General features: G+C 62.9%; 14 protein-coding genes and 1 tRNA gene. 14 read left to right on the top strand and 1 reads right to left on the bottom strand.

Annotated features, from left to right (window positions below; translation table 11 throughout):
• Positions 1–41: 41 nt before the first annotated feature.
• Positions 42–2,228 carry an excinuclease ABC subunit UvrB gene (uvrB, locus tag CVO77_RS04260; RefSeq protein WP_105998045.1) on the bottom strand — a complete coding sequence of 729 codons (2,187 nt, stop codon included), beginning with the start codon at positions 2,226–2,228 and terminating at the stop codon, positions 42–44.
• A gap of 104 nt (positions 2,229–2,332) precedes the next feature.
• Between uvrB and CVO77_RS04255 the strand changes: the two genes are divergently transcribed.
• The 14 genes from CVO77_RS04255 (at position 2,333) to CVO77_RS04190 (ending at position 17,937) form a co-directional block, all read left to right on the top strand.
• Positions 2,333–2,860, top strand: coding sequence for a DUF3617 domain-containing protein (locus CVO77_RS04255; RefSeq protein ID WP_158258002.1), 528 nt, complete (start codon positions 2,333–2,335; stop codon positions 2,858–2,860).
• Positions 2,861–2,937: 77 nt separating this feature from the next.
• Positions 2,938–3,339 carry a VOC family protein gene (locus CVO77_RS04250; protein ID WP_105998044.1) on the top strand — a complete coding sequence of 134 codons (402 nt, stop codon included), beginning with the start codon at positions 2,938–2,940 and terminating at the stop codon, positions 3,337–3,339.
• 477 nt (positions 3,340–3,816) lie between these two features.
• Complete coding sequence (locus CVO77_RS04245; RefSeq protein WP_105998043.1) at positions 3,817–5,559, top strand: tetratricopeptide repeat protein; 1,743 nt, start codon at positions 3,817–3,819, stop codon at positions 5,557–5,559.
• A gap of 192 nt (positions 5,560–5,751) precedes the next feature.
• Positions 5,752–5,988 carry an acyl carrier protein gene (locus tag CVO77_RS04240; protein ID WP_003039428.1) on the top strand — a complete coding sequence of 79 codons (237 nt, stop codon included), beginning with the start codon at positions 5,752–5,754 and terminating at the stop codon, positions 5,986–5,988.
• A 170-nt stretch (positions 5,989–6,158) separates the two neighbouring features.
• The gene (gene fabF / locus CVO77_RS04235) at positions 6,159–7,421 is read left to right on the top strand and encodes a beta-ketoacyl-ACP synthase II (protein ID WP_105998042.1); all 1,263 of its coding nucleotides are present in this window, start codon (positions 6,159–6,161) and stop codon (positions 7,419–7,421) included.
• A gap of 285 nt (positions 7,422–7,706) precedes the next feature.
• A complete protein-coding gene (gene mltG / locus CVO77_RS04230; RefSeq protein WP_105998041.1) occupies positions 7,707–8,624 on the top strand; it encodes an endolytic transglycosylase MltG in 918 nt (305 codons plus the stop codon).
• Positions 8,625–8,779: 155 nt separating this feature from the next.
• Positions 8,780–9,529, top strand: coding sequence for an alpha/beta fold hydrolase (locus CVO77_RS04225; protein WP_105998040.1), 750 nt, complete (start codon positions 8,780–8,782; stop codon positions 9,527–9,529).
• 378 nt (positions 9,530–9,907) lie between these two features.
• A tRNA-Met gene (locus CVO77_RS04220) sits at positions 9,908–9,984 on the top strand.
• A gap of 225 nt (positions 9,985–10,209) precedes the next feature.
• Positions 10,210–11,514, top strand: coding sequence for a tyrosine-type recombinase/integrase (locus CVO77_RS04215; RefSeq protein WP_158258001.1), 1,305 nt, complete (start codon positions 10,210–10,212; stop codon positions 11,512–11,514).
• A gap of 124 nt (positions 11,515–11,638) precedes the next feature.
• Positions 11,639–12,205: an RNA polymerase sigma factor gene (locus tag CVO77_RS04210; protein ID WP_158258000.1), complete on the top strand. Its 567-nt coding sequence runs from the start codon at positions 11,639–11,641 to the stop codon at positions 12,203–12,205.
• On the top strand, positions 12,189–13,169 hold the full coding sequence (locus CVO77_RS04205) for a FecR family protein (RefSeq protein ID WP_158257999.1): 981 nt from the start codon (positions 12,189–12,191) through the stop codon (positions 13,167–13,169). Before CVO77_RS04210 ends, CVO77_RS04205 begins: the two co-directional genes overlap by 17 nt.
• A gap of 93 nt (positions 13,170–13,262) precedes the next feature.
• Entirely contained in the window at positions 13,263–16,577 is a 3,315-nt protein-coding gene (locus tag CVO77_RS04200) for a TonB-dependent receptor (protein WP_242446090.1), read from the top strand.
• A gap of 75 nt (positions 16,578–16,652) precedes the next feature.
• Positions 16,653–17,090, top strand: a complete 438-nt coding sequence (locus CVO77_RS04195; protein WP_146130823.1) for a hypothetical protein — start codon at positions 16,653–16,655, stop codon at positions 17,088–17,090.
• 100 nt (positions 17,091–17,190) lie between these two features.
• Entirely contained in the window at positions 17,191–17,937 is a 747-nt protein-coding gene (locus tag CVO77_RS04190; RefSeq protein ID WP_105998035.1) for a helix-turn-helix transcriptional regulator, read from the top strand.
• Positions 17,938–18,182: the final 245 nt, after the last annotated feature.

Here is an 18,182-nt window from a genome sequence, read left to right as displayed (position 1 = left end):
GTTGCTGGTCTGTGTGCAATGGCGCTTGGTCGAAGCGATCGTCACCGCCCCCACTTCGTCTTGCTCTGCTTCCCGAACCGGCCTTTGCGCGTTCCCGGCTTGCCCTCGTTGCTGCGCCCGACGCGCGGTACGACCTGCTCGCCCGTTGGCAACCCCAACTCGTCGGCTTCCAGCTTGCGGATTTCGTCGCGCAGGCGGCCGGCTTCCTCGAATTCCAGGTCGGCGGCGGCGTCGCGCATCTTCTTTTCGAGGTCGGCGATATAGGCGCGCAGATTGTGGCCGACCATATGGTCGGGCTTGTCGTCGCCCAGGTCGATGGTGACCTGATCCTTCGACGCGACATGGGCGATGATGTCGCCGATATTGCGCTTGATCGTCGTCGGCGTGATGCCATGCTCGATATTATAGGCGTTCTGCTTCTCGCGGCGGCGATCGGTCTCACGCATCGCGCGTTCCATGCTGCCGGTGATGCGGTCGGCATAGAGGATGACGCGGCCGTCGACGTTGCGCGCCGCGCGGCCGATCGTCTGGACGAGGCTGGTCTCGCTGCGCAGAAACCCTTCCTTGTCGGCGTCGAGGATGGCGACGAGCCCGCATTCGGGGATGTCGAGCCCCTCGCGCAGCAGGTTGATGCCGACGAGGACGTCGAACACCCCAAGGCGCAGGTCGCGGATGATCTCGATGCGTTCGAGCGTCTCGACGTCGCTGTGCATATAGCGGACCTTCAGCCCCGCCTCGTGGAGGAATTCGGTCAGATCCTCGGCCATCCGCTTGGTGAGGGTGGTGACCAGCGTGCGGTATCCCGCCGCCGCGGTTTTCTTCGCCTCGGCGATCAGATCGTCAACCTGCTCCTCGACCGGCTTGATCTCGACCGGCGGGTCGATCAGGCCGGTGGGGCGGATCACCTGTTCGGCGAAGACGCCCTGGGTGCGGTCCATCTCCCACGTCCCCGGCGTCGCCGACACGCTGACCGTCTGCGGCCGCATCATGTCCCATTCGGCAAAGCGTAAGGGCCGGTTGTCGATGCACGAGGGCAGGCGGAATCCATATTCGGCCAGCGTGATCTTGCGGCGATGGTCGCCCTTCGACATCGCGCCGATCTGCGGGATCGTCTGGTGGCTTTCGTCGACGAAGAGCAGAGCATTGTCGGGGAGATATTCGAACAGGGTCGGCGGCGGTTCGCCGGGCAGGCGGCCGGTGAGGAAGCGGCTGTAATTCTCGATCCCCGCGCAGCTTCCGGTCGCGGCGATCATCTCAAGGTCGAAATGGGTGCGCTGTTCGAGGCGCTGCGCTTCGAGCAACCGGCCCTCGGCCTCAAGCTCCTTCAGCCGCTCGGCGAGTTCGTGGCGGATCGCTTCGCTCGCCTGCTTGAGCGTTGGACCGGGGGTCACATAGTGCGAGTTGGCGAAGACGCGGACATAGTTGAGGGTCGCGATCTTCTTGCCGGTCAGCGGGTCGAATTCGGTGATTTCCTCGATCTCGTCGCCGAAGAAGCTGACGCGCCACGCCATATCCTCATAGTGCGACGGGAAGATTTCGAGGCTGTCGCCGCGGACGCGGAAATTGCCGCGCGCGAACGCTTGATCGTTGCGTTTATATTGCAGCGCGACGAGCTTGCGGATGATCTCGCGATTGTCGGCGACCTGGCCTTTCTTGAGGTCGAAGATCATCGCGGAGTAGGTCTCGACCGACCCGATGCCATAGAGGCACGACACCGACGCGACGATGATCACGTCGTCGCGTTCGAGCAGCGCGCGCGTCGCCGAATGGCGCATGCGGTCGATCGCCTCGTTCACGCTCGACTCTTTTTCGATGTAAGTGTCCGACCGCGGCACATAGGCTTCGGGCTGGTAATAGTCGTAATAGCTGACGAAATATTCGACCGCATTGTTCGGGAAAAAGCTCTTGAACTCGCCATAGAGCTGCGCCGCGAGGATCTTGTTCGGCGCGAGGATCAGCGCCGGGCGCTGCAATTCGTCGATCACCTTCGCCATGGTGAAGGTCTTGCCCGACCCCGTGACGCCGAGCAGCACCTGGTCGCGCTCGCCGCCCTGCGCGGTGGATACCAGTTCGCGGATCGCGGTCGGCTGGTCGCCGGCGGGCTCATAGTCGCTAACCAGCTCGAATCGCTTGCCGCCCTCGACCTTTTCGGGGCGTGCGGGGCGATGCGGGACATAGGCCTCGCCGGTGTCGATTTCGTCGAGCGATGTGCGAATCTGGATTGCCATTAGCGCCAATATGGTATCGATGGTGCGCAACCACAAACAATATGGTGGGCAACCGAAACGGTCGCGACCGAGTTTCCGATCTGCTCAACAGGAGGATGAAATCCATGAAGAAATTTCTGACGATCGCGACCCTTGGGGTTGCGCTGGCGGTCACCGGCTGCGGCAAGAGCGAGAGTAATGCCGGCGGCACGGTGAAGCGCGAGGCCGGCAATTGGAAGACCGACGTCAAGCTGGTGAAATTCGAAGTCCCCGGCATGCCGCCCGAAATGAAGGACGGCATGGCGAAGATGATGGAAGGCGCCAGCGGCATGGACCAGTGCTTCACCCAGGAACAGGTCGACAAGGAGGACATCGCGTCCGAACTCGCCAAGGGCCCTGGCAGCGGCGGCGAGTGCAAATGGGCGAAGAAGGAGGTCGCCGGCGGCAAGATCGACGTCGCGGGCACCTGCACCGCCAACGGCCAGACGGTCGACATGGCGATGAACGGCACGATGGAAGCCAAGAAGACCGACGTGACGATCACGACCAAGGGCAAGGTGCCGAACGGGCAGGGCGATATGGAAATGGTGCTGCAGATGACGAGCACCCACACCGGCCCGTGCAAGGACGGCGCGGCGACGACCAAGAGCTGAGGGCTCTCGTCGTACAGGAAAACCCGAAGGGCGCCGGTGTGAATCGGCGCCCTTCTTCTTTGCGGAGGAGGAATGCGATGCTGGGCTATGTCACCATGGGAACGAACGACCTCGAACGCGCCCGTGCCTTCTATTCGGGCCTGCTCGGGACGATCGGTGCGAGCGAGCTGATGCGGATGTCCGACACCGAAGCGAATGGCTTCACGCTCTATGGCACCGGCTGGGGCCAGCCGGGGATCGCGGTGACGCGCCCCTATGACGGCGCGCCGGCCGAGCGTGGGAACGGCCATATGGCCGCGATCGTCGTCGACGAGCGGGCCAAGGTCGATTTGCTTCACGCGAAGGCTCTCGCGCTTGGCGGCACCTGCGAAGGCGCGCCCGGGGTTCGCGGCGAGGAGGGCGAGCAGGCTTTTTACGCCGGCTATTTCCGCGATCCAGACGGCAACAAGCTCTGCGCGTTCAGGATCGGGCCTGCCTGATCGGCAGGCCGGAAAAGGAGGGGCTGGGAAATGAGGGGGCGCGGAACGATGGACTTGCCGGGAGGGATGCAGGTGGGGCTGCATGCCCGCCCGGCGAAGTCGCTGTTCAATGGAGCCCCAAGACGTATCGAAAGGCGCCAGGGACCAGCTCGCGCCCTTCGGTCTTGCGACCCCATTCGCCCGGATCGAGCACCAGGCCCGGTCCGAACCACGACAGCCGATGGCGTGTCGCGACCGTTGAACGATCTCATGCCCCGGGGGGAGATGGCAGTTACAATGGGTCACGTCGCGGCGTGTAGCCGGATGGCAATATTTTCTTTACCATTGAGCCCCAATTTCCGGGCCATTTGGAGCGGGGTCGTGATTTTGTTATAAGGCCGGGATAGGCTGTTACCGTTACATCATTGGGAAATCGGTGGCCGCCCCCGTCGAATGGCGTATCTACCGCGCGCCACGACGAGGGCATTAGAGGGTTGCATGGACCGCACGACAACGAACCAGCTTCCGGGGCGCGACGATGACGACCGGATTGTCGCGGCCGAATATGAGCGGCTGCGCACGTCGCCGCTGTTCACGCGGTCGCCGGTCCTGTCGCGGTTGCTCCAGTTCCTGGTCGAGCATCGCCTGCAAGGCGGGCGCAGCGCGCCCAAGGCTTATGCCATCGCGACCGAAGCGCTGGGCCGCAACGCCGATTTCGACCCCGCCGTCGATAGCTATCCGCGCGTCATGGTGGGGCGGCTCAGGACGTTGCTCGACCGCTATTATGCCGAAACGGCGTGGGTGCATCGGCTGCGGGTGCCGCAGGGAAGCTATGAGATCGTCGTTCAGCGCCGCGCTTCGCCTCCGGTGCGGCCGACGGCCGGGGAGGATGACGCACCAGCGGCCGACGCGTCCGGTAAGGCCGCGTCGCCGTCACGCCCCGATGGCCGGACGGCTTCGGCGCGCCGCTCGTTCGGACTCCGCTGGCGCTGGATAGCGCTGATCGTTGCGCTTGCGCTCGCCGCCGGATGGTGGGCATCGACTCATTGGGCGCGCTTGTCGCATTCGGCCGCACAGCCCGTGCCGCTGCTCGAGATTTCGATGCCCCAATCGGGCGACACACCGATATCGCGCGCGCTAGCCCGCGCGCTCGAAAGCCGACTTCGCGACGGGCTGCGCCGGTTTGATCTGGTCGATCTGCGCAGCGCCGGACCGGCTGCCGTGGCGGCGCCTGCCGATTACCGGCTCGACGCCTCGATCGTCCGCACGATCGACGGACCGGCCGACATCACGCTGGTGCTCAATCGCACCGCCGACCAGCGCACCATCTGGTCGCAGCAATTCCACCTGGCCGAGAGCGAAATGCCCGGATTCGCCGCGATCGATCCCGCGATCGCCCAGATCGCGGGCGATTATGGCGTCATCGTGCGCGACCAGGTTCAGCGGCGCCCCGACGATTTCGCCCCCGGCTATCCCTGCCTCGCGCAATTCAACCGGATGCGGCAGATGCGCAGTCCGCAGGGCGCGCGACAGGTCGATGCCTGCCTGCGCGCGACGCTCGACCGCAAGGCGAACGACCCGGTCGCGCTGAACGCGCTGTCGCTGCTTCGCTTCAGCGACTGGCAGGCGCGGCGCGACACGCCCGAGGGGGCCAAGGCGTTCGCCGAGGCGCGGGCGCTGGCGTTCCGCGCCTATGAAAATGGCGCCGGCACGGCGGCGGGGCAGTTCGCGATGGCGCGCGCGAATTTCTATGGCCGCAATTGCGCGGGCGGGCTGGCGATGGGCAATGGCGCGTTGCGGCTCAACCCCTATGACGCCGACCTTTCCGGGTTCATGGGGCTGTTCAAGCTGGCCTGCGGTCAGAGCGAAGAGGGGGGGCTGCTGTTGCAGCGCTCGCTCGACCTCGATTCCTCCTATCCGGGGGTTCCGGCGGTGACGCTGGCGTTCGTCCGGTCGCAGGCGGGCGATCAGGAAGGGGCGATGGCGATTCTCGCTCGCGTCCCGTCGCCCAGCAAGCTGGAACCGCAATATCTGCTCATCCGGTCGATCGTGCTGGCACGTCAGGGACATTTACCCGAAGCGCGCGTCGGCTGGCGTCGCCTGCTCGACTATACGAAGCAGCCCGCGGATGCGGCGCCCGAAACGGTGCTGCGACAGTTCATGATCACGCCCGCGGTGATCGAGCGCGCGGCGGCGGCGGTGCGCGAATCGGGTATCCCGTCGACGGCGCCGAGGCCCTGACGCGAAGGCGCGGCCGCCCGTTTGCGCGACTTGCAGGCGAGGAGCGGCCCCCCTATCTTCGCCGCAGGGGCCGGCGGGCGGGAAGGGAAATGGATCGGGGGCGGCGCGATGCCAGCCCTCTTGCCAGCCCGGACGCTGGGCACTAGGGAAAAATCCAACATTCACGACATAGTCAGAAAAAAGGAACTGTGCATGAGCGATTCGGCCGAAAAGGTTAAGAAGATCGTCGTCGAACATCTGGGCGTCGAAGCCGACAAGGTTACCGAAGAGGCGAGCTTCATCGACGACCTGGGCGCCGACAGCCTCGACATCGTCGAACTGGTGATGGCGTTCGAGGAAGAATTCGGCGTCGAAATCCCCGACGATGCGGCGGAAAAGATCGCCACCGTCAAGGATGCGATCGACTATATCGAAGCGAACAAGGGCTAACATGGCTCTGTCCGGCGTAGCCGGACGCGGCGGCGACGCCGCCCACGCGTTTCCGGCTTCCCGGTCCCGAGCGTTCGCGCGCAGTGGCCGGGAAGCCTTTTTTATGGACGCGCGTCCAACGAGTTGATGCGGCCTCCCGCGGGAGGCAGGGGCCGACGAAAGGAATGTCTATGCGCCGGGTTGTCGTGACAGGTTTGGGTTTGGTGACGCCGCTGGGCGCCGATGTCGAAACCACCTGGAAAAATCTGATCGCCGGTAAATCGGGCGCGGGGACCATTACCCATTTCGACGCGTCGGACCAGAAATGCACGATCGCGTGCGAGGTGAAGGGCCCCGATCACGAATATGGCTTCGATCCTAGCAAGCGCGTCGATCACAAGGTGCAGCGCCAGGTCGATCCGTTCATCATCTTCGGCATCGACGCGGCGGGCCAGGCGCTCGAGGACGCGGGCCTGACCGACCTTACCGAAGAACAGAAGGTTCGCGCCGGCTGCTCGATCGGCTCGGGCATCGGCGGCCTGCCGGGGATCGAGAGCGAAAGCCTGCTGCTCGCCGAAAAAGGTCCGAGCCGCGTTTCGCCGCACTTCGTCCACGGCCGCCTGATCAACCTGATTTCGGGCCAGGTCAGCATCAAATATGGACTGAAGGGCCCGAACCACGCCGTCGTCACCGCTTGCTCGACCGGCGCGCATTCGATCGGCGACGCGGCGCGGATGATTCGCGACGACGATGCCGACGTCATGCTCGCGGGCGGCGCCGAGGCGACGATCTGTCCGATCGGCATCGCCGGTTTCGCGCAGGCGCGCGCGCTCAACATGAGCTACAACGACCGCCCCGAACAGGCGAGCCGCCCCTATGACAAGGACCGCGATGGTTTCGTGATGGGCGAGGGCGCGGGCGTCGTCGTGCTCGAGGAATATGAGCATGCCAAGGCGCGCGGCGCGAAAATCTATGCCGAGGTCGTCGGTTACGGCCTGTCGGGCGACGCCTATCACGTCACCGCGCCCGACCCCGAAATGGACGGGGCCTTCCGCTCGATGCAGGCGGCGCTCAAGAAGGCGGGAATGACCCCCGACGACATCGACTATATCAACGCCCACGGCACCTCGACGATGGCCGACACGATCGAGCTTGGCGCGGTGAAGCGGCTGTTTGGCGACGCGATGGCGAATGTCTCGATGAGCTCGACCAAGTCCGCGATCGGCCATCTGCTCGGCGGCGCCGGTGCGGTCGAAACGATCTTCTGCATCCTCGCGATCCGCGACCAGATCGTCCCGCCGACGCTCAATCTCGATAATCCCGACGAGGGCACCGAAGGCGCCGACCTCGTCCCGCACGTCGCGAAAAAACGCAAGGTCCGCGCCGCGCTCAACAACAGTTTCGGCTTCGGCGGCACCAACGCCAGCCTGATCGTCAAAGCGGTCGAGGACTGATCGCCTTCGTCATTGCGAGCGCAGCGAAGCGATCTCCAGCCAGAGCCCGTCCTGACGCTAGCTGGAGATTGCTTCGTCGCTTCGCTCCTCGCAATGACGATGCGGATCGCAAATCCCTCTTTCCTACAGGGCGCGGCCATGCTCTAGCAGCGATGAGGCCGCTCGGGTTCGGCTTAAAGCCACAAAGGACACAAAAAAGCCCTGCACATGCGGGTCTTTTGTGTCCTTAAGCCATCGGGCGATGACCGACGGGAGAAGTGCGTGCGTCCGTTCCGCTGGTTGACGATGGCGATGATGGCCTTGCTGCTCGCCGCCTGCTCGGGCGGCGCGCCGCGCGATGCCGAGGTGGTCATTCCGCCCGGCGCAAGCATCGCCAGGGCAGGCGAGATCCTCGAACAGGCGGGTGCGGTTTCGGCGGCGAGCTTTCGCAACCATGCGCGCCTCTTCGGCGGCGGCGATCCGATCAAGCCCGGCGAGTATAGAATCAAAAAAGGCATGGATGCGGGCGATATCCTGAGTCTTCTCCAGTCGGGCAAGACGATCCAGCGCCTCGTCATGATTCCCGAAGGCATGCCCTCGATCATGGTCCGCGACCGGCTGATGGCCGAACCGCGCCTGAAGGGCGACATCCCCGTGCCCGCCGAGGGCAGTATCCTTCCCGACAGCTATGCCTTCACCACCGGCGAAACCCGCGCCGCGGTCGTGGCGCGGATGCAGGCCGCGATGGACAAGGCGTTCGCCGAACTCTGGGCAAAGCGCACCCCGCGCACCGCGGCGAAAGACCGGGGTGAAGCGCTGACGCTTGCCTCGATCGTCGAGAAGGAAACCTCTGTCCCCTCCGAACGCCGCACCGTCGCGGGCGTTTATACCAACCGTCTCGCGGTGGGCATGAAACTCCAGGCCGACCCGACGATCATCTACCCGATCACCAAGGGCAAGCCGCTTGGCCGCCGCATCCTGCGCTCCGAAATCCTCGCGGTGAACGATTACAACACCTACAGCATGATCGGCCTGCCCAAGGGGCCGATCGCCAACCCCGGCAAGGCGTCGATCGCCGCGGTGCTCGACCCCGAGGCGAACGACTATCTCTATTTCGTCGCCAAGGGCGACGGCGGCCATATCTTCGCGCGCACGCTCGCCGAGCATAATGCCAATGTCCAGAAATGGTATGCGCTACGGCGCGAGCGCGGGGAAATGGAGTAAGGATTCCCAATCGATCGTCATCCCGGCCCTTCGACTGCCTTGGCAGGCGCTCAGGATAAACTTCAGCCAAAGGCTGAAGGCCGGGATCTCGACATTGCGGATCAACCCACGGTGAGATCCCGGCTTTCGCCGGGATAACGAAAAGAGGGACGACGATGACCGCAAAGCTCTTCCTTCACGGCGTCCCCGACAGCCCCGCCATCTGGCGCCCGCTGCTCGCCGCGCTCGACCTCGGCGACACGCCCGTCGCGGTTCCCGCGCTCCCCGGCTTCATCGGCCCGCTGCCTACGGGCTTTGCCGCGACCAAGGAAGCCTATGCCGATTGGGCGGTGGCCGAGGCCGAGGCACTGGCCGCCGCGCACGGCCCGATCGACATCGTCGGCCACGACTGGGGCGCGCTGATCGCGCAGCGCGCCGCGATGCTGCGGCCCGATTTGTTCCGAAGCTGGGCGGTATCGAACGCGGTGATCGACCCCGACTATCGCGGGCACCGGATCGCGCGAATCTGGAACACGCCGATTCTCGGCGAAATCTTCATGGCGCTGAGCGCGCCGGCCAAGCTCGCCCAGGGCCTTGCGGCGCAGGGGATGCCGGCGGACATCGCCGCGGAAGAAGCCGGGCAATGGGCGAACAAGGACAAAAGGCGCGCGATCCTGAAGCTCTATCGATCGGCGAAGGGGCTCAGCTTCGCGCATGACTGGGCGCGAGACATCGGCAAACTGCCCGCGAACGGCGCGCTAATCTGGGGCGAGGGCGATCCCTATGTCGAACTGTCGGTGGCGCGGCGATTCGCGGCGAATACCGGCGTGCCACTGACCATCATCGAAGGGGCGGGGCATTGGGCGATCGCCGAGCGTCCGGCCGAGGTCGCGGCGGCGTTGCGCGACTATTGGAACGGTCTGTAAAGCGGGCGCTTTTCCACGCTATCGGCGGGGTCGATCATTGTGACCATATTAATCGATTAGATCGCGCGGCGGCTTTGCGTCATTGGCGCGGTCACGAGAAAGGGCGTCCCATGGACGACGGCATATCCTCCCCCCGATCGCTGCGTCCCTCCCGTCTCGAGCCAACCGACCCGGGCTTTCCCCTCCCTTTCCGGGTCTCTGGCGCCGCGTCCATCATTGCAACCGCAGTGATGGACGCGGCCGATCAGCCCCATTTCGACCGATGGCGCACAGTCCATTTTCCGGCCGCCCGCAATATTCGCGGCGTGCGCACATGATATTGACCGGCGCCAACAGCCTGCTTATAGGCGCGGCTCGCCCGTCGCGGCGGCCTTTCGGGGCGGAGTAGCTCAGCAGGTTAGAGCAGCGGAATCATAATCCGCGTGTCGGGGGTTCGAGTCCCTCCTCCGCTACCAGATATAAATCAGCATCAAACCTCGCATTTTTCGGCAGTTTTCTGCCGAGTTTAGGTGATGGGATGATGGTGCGCCGATTCAATTTGGCTGGGGCCGACCGGACCCTTCAGGACACTCCGAGACACAATCGGACACACGTTGTGTTAACGTGCGTGTCATTGTTTCATCGCCTCGAACGCATCGAGGCAATCCATGAAAAACTACCTGAAATTAAGCCCTTCCGCCTTGGACAGGCTTGCCGAAGGCAAATATTTCGACCCCGAGATCGTCGGGCTCTTTATCCTTGTCGATCAGGCCGGCCGGAAGGGCTGGATTTATCGCCGCAGGGTGATCGGCACGGACACCGTCGTCAGGCTCAAACTCGGAAATTTCCCGGCCTTTTCCATCGCTGCGGCGCGCGAATGGGCGATGGAACTCAACCAGGACGCCGAACGCGGCAAGGACCCCCGAGCCCGCATCCGGTCGAAGAAGGCGCGAGGGCTGACGGTCGAGCAAGCGCACCTCCTTTACATGGAGGTGATGCACCGCGGCGACCGCAAGATTCTGAAGCCCCGGACGCTCTACGACAAGCAGGTGATCTTCGATCGCGACATCCGGCCGCAGATCGGCCGCAAGCGGCTGGTGCTGCTGACCGAAGACGAATGCTGGGATGTGGTCTATGCCAAGTCGAAAGCCTCGAAGGTTCGCGCCAACAAGCTTGCGGGCGAACTCAGTTGCTTCCTTCGCTGGTGCTCAGGGCGCGAAGGGCATATCGCCGGAATCGGACTGAAAGCGCATCCCGCCCCGACGCTCAATTCCAACTGGTTCGCCACCGGCCCGATCCGCAACAAGCGCTATCTGAGCGTCGAGGAGATCGGCTGGTTCTTTCGGGCACTGGTCGAGGAACCCCATCTCTATCGCCGCGCCTTGTGCCTGCTCTTGCTCACCGCCGCGCGGCGGACTGAACTCTTCGAGCTGCCGGCATCCGAAATCGTCGATGGCCTCTGGACGCTTCCGGCCGAGAGGTCGAAGAATGGCGAGCCGAATTATGTCGCATTGGCGCCGTGGGGCCAGCGCCTCTCCCAGACCAACCACGAGTGGGTTTTCCCGTCGCCGAGGGTCGACGGCCCGCAGCGCAACGGCTGGTTCAAGTCGCGCGACCGCGTTCACGCCCGGATGGAGAAATTCGCCGGCGAGCGGCTGGCGCGGTGGCACTTCCACGATCTGCGCCGCACCTTCCGCTCGCACGCGCGCCGCGTCGGGATCGAACGCGACATCGCGGAGATGATGCTCAACCACAAGAAGAAGGGGCTGGAGGCAATCTACGACCAGAATGACGAACTCGAACTGCGCGCCGACGGCTTCGCCCGCTGGGAGCGGTCGCTGGTCGAGATCGCCGAAGAAATGAAAGTCGCCGGCTTTCTCGGCGTGCCCTATCCCTATCCGGCGGCCCCCGACGCCGAAGAGCAGGCTCCCGTCAGCCCTCCGCCCGTCGCTCCTCCACCCCGGCCGCCGTTGCGGCAAAGCCCCCAGTTGCAATTCGCCTTCTAGGGAGGGCCTCATGCAACGCACTGGATTGCTGTCACAAATTGCCGCCGTCCTCGCGCATATCTGCGCCGTCTTGACATCGCCCCATTTCCGCACACCCTCGCGCGGGGGAGGATTCGGGCGCGCGATGGACGATCTCGATCATTGGTTTGCGGAGCAGATTTTGCCGTATGAGGGCGCGCTGACCGCCTATCTACGGCGCGTGTGGCCCGATGCGTCGGAGGTCGCCGACCTGCGGCAAGAAGTCTATGTCCGCGTCTATCAGGGCGCGGCCAAGCGGCGCCCGCCGGTCGCGCGCTTCTTTCTCTTCGCCATCGCCCGCAACCTGCTGATCGACCGGCTGCGGAAAAGCCGCGTCGTCCCGATCGACCTGATGGAGGATTTGGACGCGGCGAACGTATTATCGGATGACATAACGGCCGACCGCATCATAAGCGGTCGTCAGGAGCTGGCGCGGCTCGAAGCCGCGCTAGGCGACCTGCCGGAGCGATGTCGCGAGACGTTCGTGCTGCGCAAGATCGACGAATTATCGCAGCGCGAGACGGCGGAGAAGATGGGCGTGTCGGAAGCGACGGTCGAGAAGCAGATGGTGAAAGCGATGCGGATATTGACGGATCGCTTCTGGAACGCCGCTTCCCGGTCGGGGAAGCGCCCGGATGATGGAAAGGCGGACGGCGATGAAAAGCGCCGCTGACATCGAAGAGACCGCGGCCGAATGGCTCGTGCGCCGCGAAGGCGCTGCCTGGTCCGACGCCGATCAGACAGCCTTCGACCAATGGGTCGCCGAGGAAACCGCGCACCGCATCGCCGTGATCCGGCTTGAAACCGTGTGGCGCAAGGCCGGGCGCCTGCGCGCGTCGGCGCTGGGCAATGGTGAGGCGGTGGCCCCGCCGTCCGCCGCGGTGGATGACGATCTCCCCGTGCCGCGTCGCCGCCGCTGGCTGTGGCCCGCTGCGATTGCGGCCTCGCTCGCGCTGGTCAGCGTCCCGATCTACCAGAGCTTCAACGGCGCCGAGAGCTATGCCACCGCTGTCGGCGGCTTTCAGCGTCTGCCGCTGGCCGATGGATCACGCGTCGATCTCAACACCAATTCCCGGCTCGACGTCGCTTACTCGAAGGCCGTTCGCCGCCTCGACCTCGAACAGGGCGAAGCCTTCTTCAAGGTCGCGAAGAACGCCAAGCGCCCGTTCGTCGTCCATGCGGGCGCGTGGCGCGTCACCGCGGTCGGCACCGCCTTCACCGTCAGGATGCGCGGCGGCGATATCGATGTCGTCGTGACCGAAGGCCGCGTCCGCATCGACCCGCCCGCCGCGAGCGGCGTGGCAGCGCGGCCCGTCTTCGCGTCCGCGGGACAGGTCGCCACCGCAACGGGTGCCACTCCGGTCGTCCGTCCGCTCGACGCGGCGGCGATCGACATGGCGATGAGCTGGCGCGACGGCCTGCTGATCTTCGAGCGCAAACCGCTGGGCGAGGTCGCGGCGGAGTTCAATCGCTACAACCAGGTCAAGCTCGTCGTCGATCCGTCCGCAACGGGCGTGATCGTCGACGGATCGTTCCGCGCCACCAATGTCGCGGGCTTCCTGCGTTTGCTCAAACAGGGATTCGGCGTCGAGAGCCTGCCGGACGGCCGGACAGAGCTGGTCCTCAAAAAAATCTGATTGTCGGCGCGACGCGCGTACCGGAAAAGAAAAGCAGCTTCGTATTCCTCAATAACAGCCGCATTTTTCAGCGGCGAACATGGGGGAGGACATATGCGGATCAGGAAAATTGCGCTCGCGGTATTGCTCGGCTCGACGAGCGTGCTTTCGGCCATGTCAGCCGCGCAGGCGCAGGAAACTTCATCGCGGCAGGCCGAGTTCAAGATCCCGGCGGGCGATCTGGTTGCGGGGCTGCGCGCCTTCTCACGTCAGTCGCATATCGAGGTGATGTTCAACGCCGCCGAACTGCGCGGCCGTCGCACGGCGGGCGTGCAGGGCATCCTCGCCGCCGACGAGGCGCTGCGGCGATTGCTCGACGGCGCCAATGCAGAGATGGTCCGCGACCCTTCGGGCGCCTATCTCGTGCGTCCGGTGGGAAACGGCGCGGAGGCCGCTGACGCGGGTTATGCTGCCAACGAAATTGTAGTCACCGCGCAAAAGCGGGTTGAGTCCATACAGGACGTGCCGATCGCGATGACCGCGCTGTCGCAGAAAAATCTGGAAGAGCAGAAGATCGAGAGCGGCGCGGACATCATGCGTGCGGTGCCGAACCTGACGTTCAGCAAATCGAACTTCACCGGCTATAATATTTCCATTCGCGGCATCGGCACCAAGGCGATTTCCGCTACCAGCGATCCCGGCGTGGCGGTGAGCTACAACAACGTCGGCATGATCAAGAACCGCTTCTTCGAGCAGGAATTCTTCGACATGGAGCGGATGGAGGTTCTGCGCGGACCGCAGGGCACTCTCTATGGCCGCAACGCGACCGGCGGCGTGATCAATCTGATCACCGCCAAGCCGAAGCTTGGGGAATTCGAGGGCAGCATAAAGGGCGAAGTCGGCAACTACGACAGCCGTCGTATGACCGGAATGCTCAACATCCCGATTGTTCCCGATCAATTTGGCCTTCGCATCGCCGGGTCGATGACCGATCGCGACGGTTACGATTATAATTCGGTGACCAAGAATCGGGTCAACGGCCGCGATCTTTACTCGCTTCGTGCAACTCTCGGCTTTGAGAACGACTGGCTACGCGGCAATTTCGTCTGGGAGCGGTTTCGCGAGAAAGACAACCGTTCGCGAACCGGGAAACAGCTCTGTCATCGCGATGATGGGCCCGAAATGATCGGAACGACGCCGGTGCGTGCCGCATCTCCGGATCGCTCGGACGAACTGCGCGTGGCGCTGTTCAGCACGGGCTGCAAGGCGGGCAGCCTGTATGACGATGGGGCGTTCGATACGCCAAATGGCCTTGCAACCGGCTATGTATTCGGCCTCGCTGCAACGAACATCATTTTCGTTCAGGGCTATGATCCTGCCATCAAAGCTAATGGCACTTTGCTGAACCTCACCGATCCCTACGGCGGCATGGGACAATCACGTAATTTGCGTGAAATCGCGTCGTTCCGAGACCCGATCTATCGAGCAAGTTCGGATGTGCTCGAACTGAATTTGGACGCCGATCTCGCCGAAGGCCTTACTCTGTCTTCGCAAACAGCGTGGAATTGGGACGATGTCTATAGTTTTCAGGACTATAACCGTTTCAACACTTTGCCGATTTTCAATGATACGTCGGGCTGGTTCGAGAATAGCCGCTTGTTGGCGCCGAGCTCGATGCGAGGCCTCGCCCCAGGCGGGATTTTTTGCGACCCGCAGATCGGTTGTTCCAAAACCCTCGGCGTTTTCGATATTTCGTCGGCCTATTCAAAGCAGTTTGCGCAGGAAGTTCGTCTTCAGTCGGATTTTGAGGGCCCGTTCAATTTCAGCTTGGGAGGGAATTACACCAAATTCAGGACTCAGGACGATTATTATGTCATGAGCAATATGTTTACCGCTATCGCGAGCATGTATCCATTTAGCGGCGGCAGCGACGGGTGTGTCTTGCAGCCTGTTGGTTTCGGATTGGGGGTTTCTCCGCCAGTTGAAGGAGCAGAATACTGTCCTTATATAGACTCTAATCCTGTTAAAGATATCGATGGGCAGGGACACAACTATTTTCGATCGTCGAATCCCTATAAGTTGAAAAGCTATGCCGCGTTTGGAGAGATATATTACAATATTAATCCAAATCTTAAATTTACTGGCGGACTGCGCTTCACTCGCGATGAGAAGACTTTTACGCCGGTTCCCAGCCAACTGCTTCTGGCGCCGACCATTTATGCCGGCGGCCTGGTAGGCAGGGGCTATCCCGCAGGGGACGACATCAAGCTGAGCTGGGGAGAATTTACGGGCCGCGCAGGATTCGACTGGAAGCCGAATCTGAGTTTTACCGATGATACGCTCATCTATGCCTTCTATAGTCGTGGATATAAGGCTGGTGGAATGAATCCACCTTCACCTGGATTTCCTACCAATCAACAATTGGTCGATGCCGGGATATTTCCTGAATCGACACGAGATTATTTGGAAGCTTTTAAGTTCGCTCCCGTCCTCCAGCTAACCGGGGTGAACTATGGCGCGACCTTCAAACCGGAATTCGTCAACGCCTTCGAGATCGGCACCAAGAATGTGCTGATGGGCGGACGCCTGACGCTCAACGCCAGCGCCTTCTATTATGATTATTCCAACTATCAGGTGTCGCAGATCCGCGACCGGACGGCGGTGAACGAGAATTTCGACGCCAAAGTGTGGGGCGCCGAATTGTCCGCGCAGTTCGAGCCGGTGGATCGCCTGCGCTTCAACGCCAATGTTGGCTGGCTCGGATCGCGGATCGGCAAGGGCGAACAGTCGATCGATCCGATGAACCGTACGCTCGGCAATCCCGATTATGTCGTGACCAAGCCTTGGCCTCAACTCCCTTCAAATTGTGTCATACCGATTCACATGGCGGAATCCTGGCTCAATTCGTTTAAGACAGGCATTGGGCAATATTGGAAGATGTGCGGCGGATGGAGCGGCGGTCTTCTTGCTCTGACCGGATTAAGGCTTCGCGACCCAAAGACGGGTCAGCCCTATGACCCGGCGAACTATCCGGAGCTGAATGGCGGTGCTGGCTTCTACACCGACCTTTCGGGCAAGGAACTTCCCAACTCCCCGCATTGGACGGTGAACGTCGGCGCGGAATATACGATCCCGTTCGATGGCGACTGGAGCGCGACCATTCGTGGCGACGGTTACTGGCAGGCGAAATCATGGGCGCGGGTCTACAACCTCAACCCCTATGACCGGCTGCGCGACTGGACGAACTTCAACATCTCGCTGCGCGTCGATGGTCCCGACGACCTGTCGATCGAGGCCTATGTGAAGAACGTCTTCAACTCGACGCCGATCACCGATGCGTTCCTCAATTCGGATGACTCGGGCCTGACCACCAACGTCTTCACCTTCGACCCGCGCATCATCGGGTTCAGCATCGCGAAGAAATTCTAGGTCCTCTCTCCACTGGGGGAACAACCTCGGGTCGATGCCAAGCTTGCTCCCGGGTGCAAGCATCGGCCCGGTTTTTTGGATCAGGACAAGATGCGTTCTCTCGCGCTCCCTCCCCTGAGGGAAGACCTGGCTGCCGCCTGCATCCAGCCGGTTGCAGACGGCGGCCCCATTTGTCCGGCAGCGAAGGAACCCAACATGACGCTTCAGACCAAATATCCGGCAGGCCCGGTCATCGAGAAGCGCAACTGGAAATTCGGTCGCGGGATGACCGCGCGCCGCTGGTGGCACGGTGGCGACGCCGCTCCCCTGCGGGCCAACCCCGACCAGCGCGACGTGAAGAACCCTGACCGATGGAAGGCTGGAGGTGAAGGGATGCAAGGCGGCTATCTTCTGCCGAACGAAAGTGTGGGCGCGCGTTCGCTGATCTTCGCGGCCGCCGTGCGTAGCGGCCTTGCGGTGCTGCACCGCAGCGTCGTGATTGCGCCCCGCGCGCATGATGGATGGGCGCGCTAGGGGCGATCCCGAACCGATCGGCTGAGCCACCGGCCCGCTTCATTCTGTGGAATATATTCATCATCGGTCGATATGATCGAGACGATCGCGGACCTCTGCCATGCCGCTCAATCGGCTGATCCGGGATCACGAACGGCAGGTGCGCGCCGCGCGCAGCGCCGCCGAAATCTTCGACCATACGCTCGCGGCCGCAGGCGAGCTCGGCTTCAACCGGCTGGCGATCGTCCACGCCTCCTGGTTCATCCGCCCTGGTCGCCGCCTGATCTTCCATCACAATTTTGACGAATGGGGCGACATCTTCGTCGCGCGCAAATATTATCGCCACGATCCCGCGCTGCTCACGTCACAGCGGACCAATCGGCCCTTCACCTGGAACGAAATGCGCCGAACTTTGCAGCCCGATCCGAAGCAGACCCGGATTTTGGATGAAGCCGTTCGGCACGGCCTTCGTATCGGGTTCACGGTCCCTGTCTCGGTTCCGGGCGAACCCGCCGGATGCTGCACCTTCGCAACGGACGCAAGCGAACTGCCTTCAGCGGAATTGTGTCGGGCGGCCGCGTGGATTGCCGACGAGGCTTTTGCCGAAGCACGGCGGCTGCACGGCTATCCGGTCGCGATCGAGGCGACTGAGGTTCCCCACGTAAGCGCACGCCGTCTCGAATGCCTGCGCTGGGCCGTCATCGGTCGCACCGACGCGCAGATCGCACTCATCATGGACCTCAGGCTCTCGACAGTCCGATCCTATATGGCTGACCTTCGGCAAATGTTCGGCGTATGCAGTCGCACCGAACTGGCGTGCGCGGCGCTGCGCGTCGGTCTGATCGGTCTCGACGATATCATGTCATGACGGGGCGGCGACGAGCTCATTTCGCCGCCCCGAGTCGGTTGTCCAGGCAGACGGTGGAGGGCGGAAAGAGTCGGGAAAGCGGGGTTTGGAACGGCTGGGGAGAGAAAGCTCGTCATGGCAAGATAAAAGCAAAATCTCGCGATTTTATAAGCTGTTGTCTGCACATCCTTTTTTCACGAGTTTCACGAGACTCCGGTTTTCGGTGCGAGACATGCTCGCCAAGAACGGCAGATTTTCAGGGGGTT

Origin of the sequence: Sphingopyxis lindanitolerans, assembly GCF_002993885.1 — a bacterium.
Taxonomy (GTDB): domain Bacteria; phylum Pseudomonadota; class Alphaproteobacteria; order Sphingomonadales; family Sphingomonadaceae; genus Sphingopyxis; species Sphingopyxis lindanitolerans.
This window is presented reverse-complemented; position numbering and strand designations above follow the sequence as displayed.

What these genes read in the sequence shown, in the direction of transcription:
- mltG (WP_105998041.1), top strand. Translation starts at nt 7,707, where the DNA reads ATGGCGATGATGGCCTTGCTGCTCGCCGCCTGCTCGGGCGGCGCGCCG.
- CVO77_RS04225 (WP_105998040.1), top strand. Translation starts at nt 8,780, where the DNA reads ATGACCGCAAAGCTCTTCCTTCACGGCGTCCCCGACAGCCCCGCCATC.
- CVO77_RS04210 (WP_158258000.1), top strand. Translation starts at nt 11,639, where the DNA reads ATGGACGATCTCGATCATTGGTTTGCGGAGCAGATTTTGCCGTATGAG.
- CVO77_RS04190 (WP_105998035.1), top strand. Translation starts at nt 17,191, where the DNA reads ATGCCGCTCAATCGGCTGATCCGGGATCACGAACGGCAGGTGCGCGCC.
- CVO77_RS04200 (WP_242446090.1), top strand. Translation starts at nt 13,263, where the DNA reads ATGCGGATCAGGAAAATTGCGCTCGCGGTATTGCTCGGCTCGACGAGC.
- CVO77_RS04245 (WP_105998043.1), top strand. Translation starts at nt 3,817, where the DNA reads ATGGACCGCACGACAACGAACCAGCTTCCGGGGCGCGACGATGACGAC.
- uvrB (WP_105998045.1), bottom strand. Translation starts at nt 2,228, where the DNA reads ATGGCAATCCAGATTCGCACATCGCTCGACGAAATCGACACCGGCGAG.
- CVO77_RS04205 (WP_158257999.1), top strand. Translation starts at nt 12,189, where the DNA reads ATGAAAAGCGCCGCTGACATCGAAGAGACCGCGGCCGAATGGCTCGTG.
- fabF (WP_105998042.1), top strand. Translation starts at nt 6,159, where the DNA reads ATGCGCCGGGTTGTCGTGACAGGTTTGGGTTTGGTGACGCCGCTGGGC.
- CVO77_RS04250 (WP_105998044.1), top strand. Translation starts at nt 2,938, where the DNA reads ATGCTGGGCTATGTCACCATGGGAACGAACGACCTCGAACGCGCCCGT.
- CVO77_RS04240 (WP_003039428.1), top strand. Translation starts at nt 5,752, where the DNA reads ATGAGCGATTCGGCCGAAAAGGTTAAGAAGATCGTCGTCGAACATCTG.
- CVO77_RS04255 (WP_158258002.1), top strand. Translation starts at nt 2,333, where the DNA reads ATGAAGAAATTTCTGACGATCGCGACCCTTGGGGTTGCGCTGGCGGTC.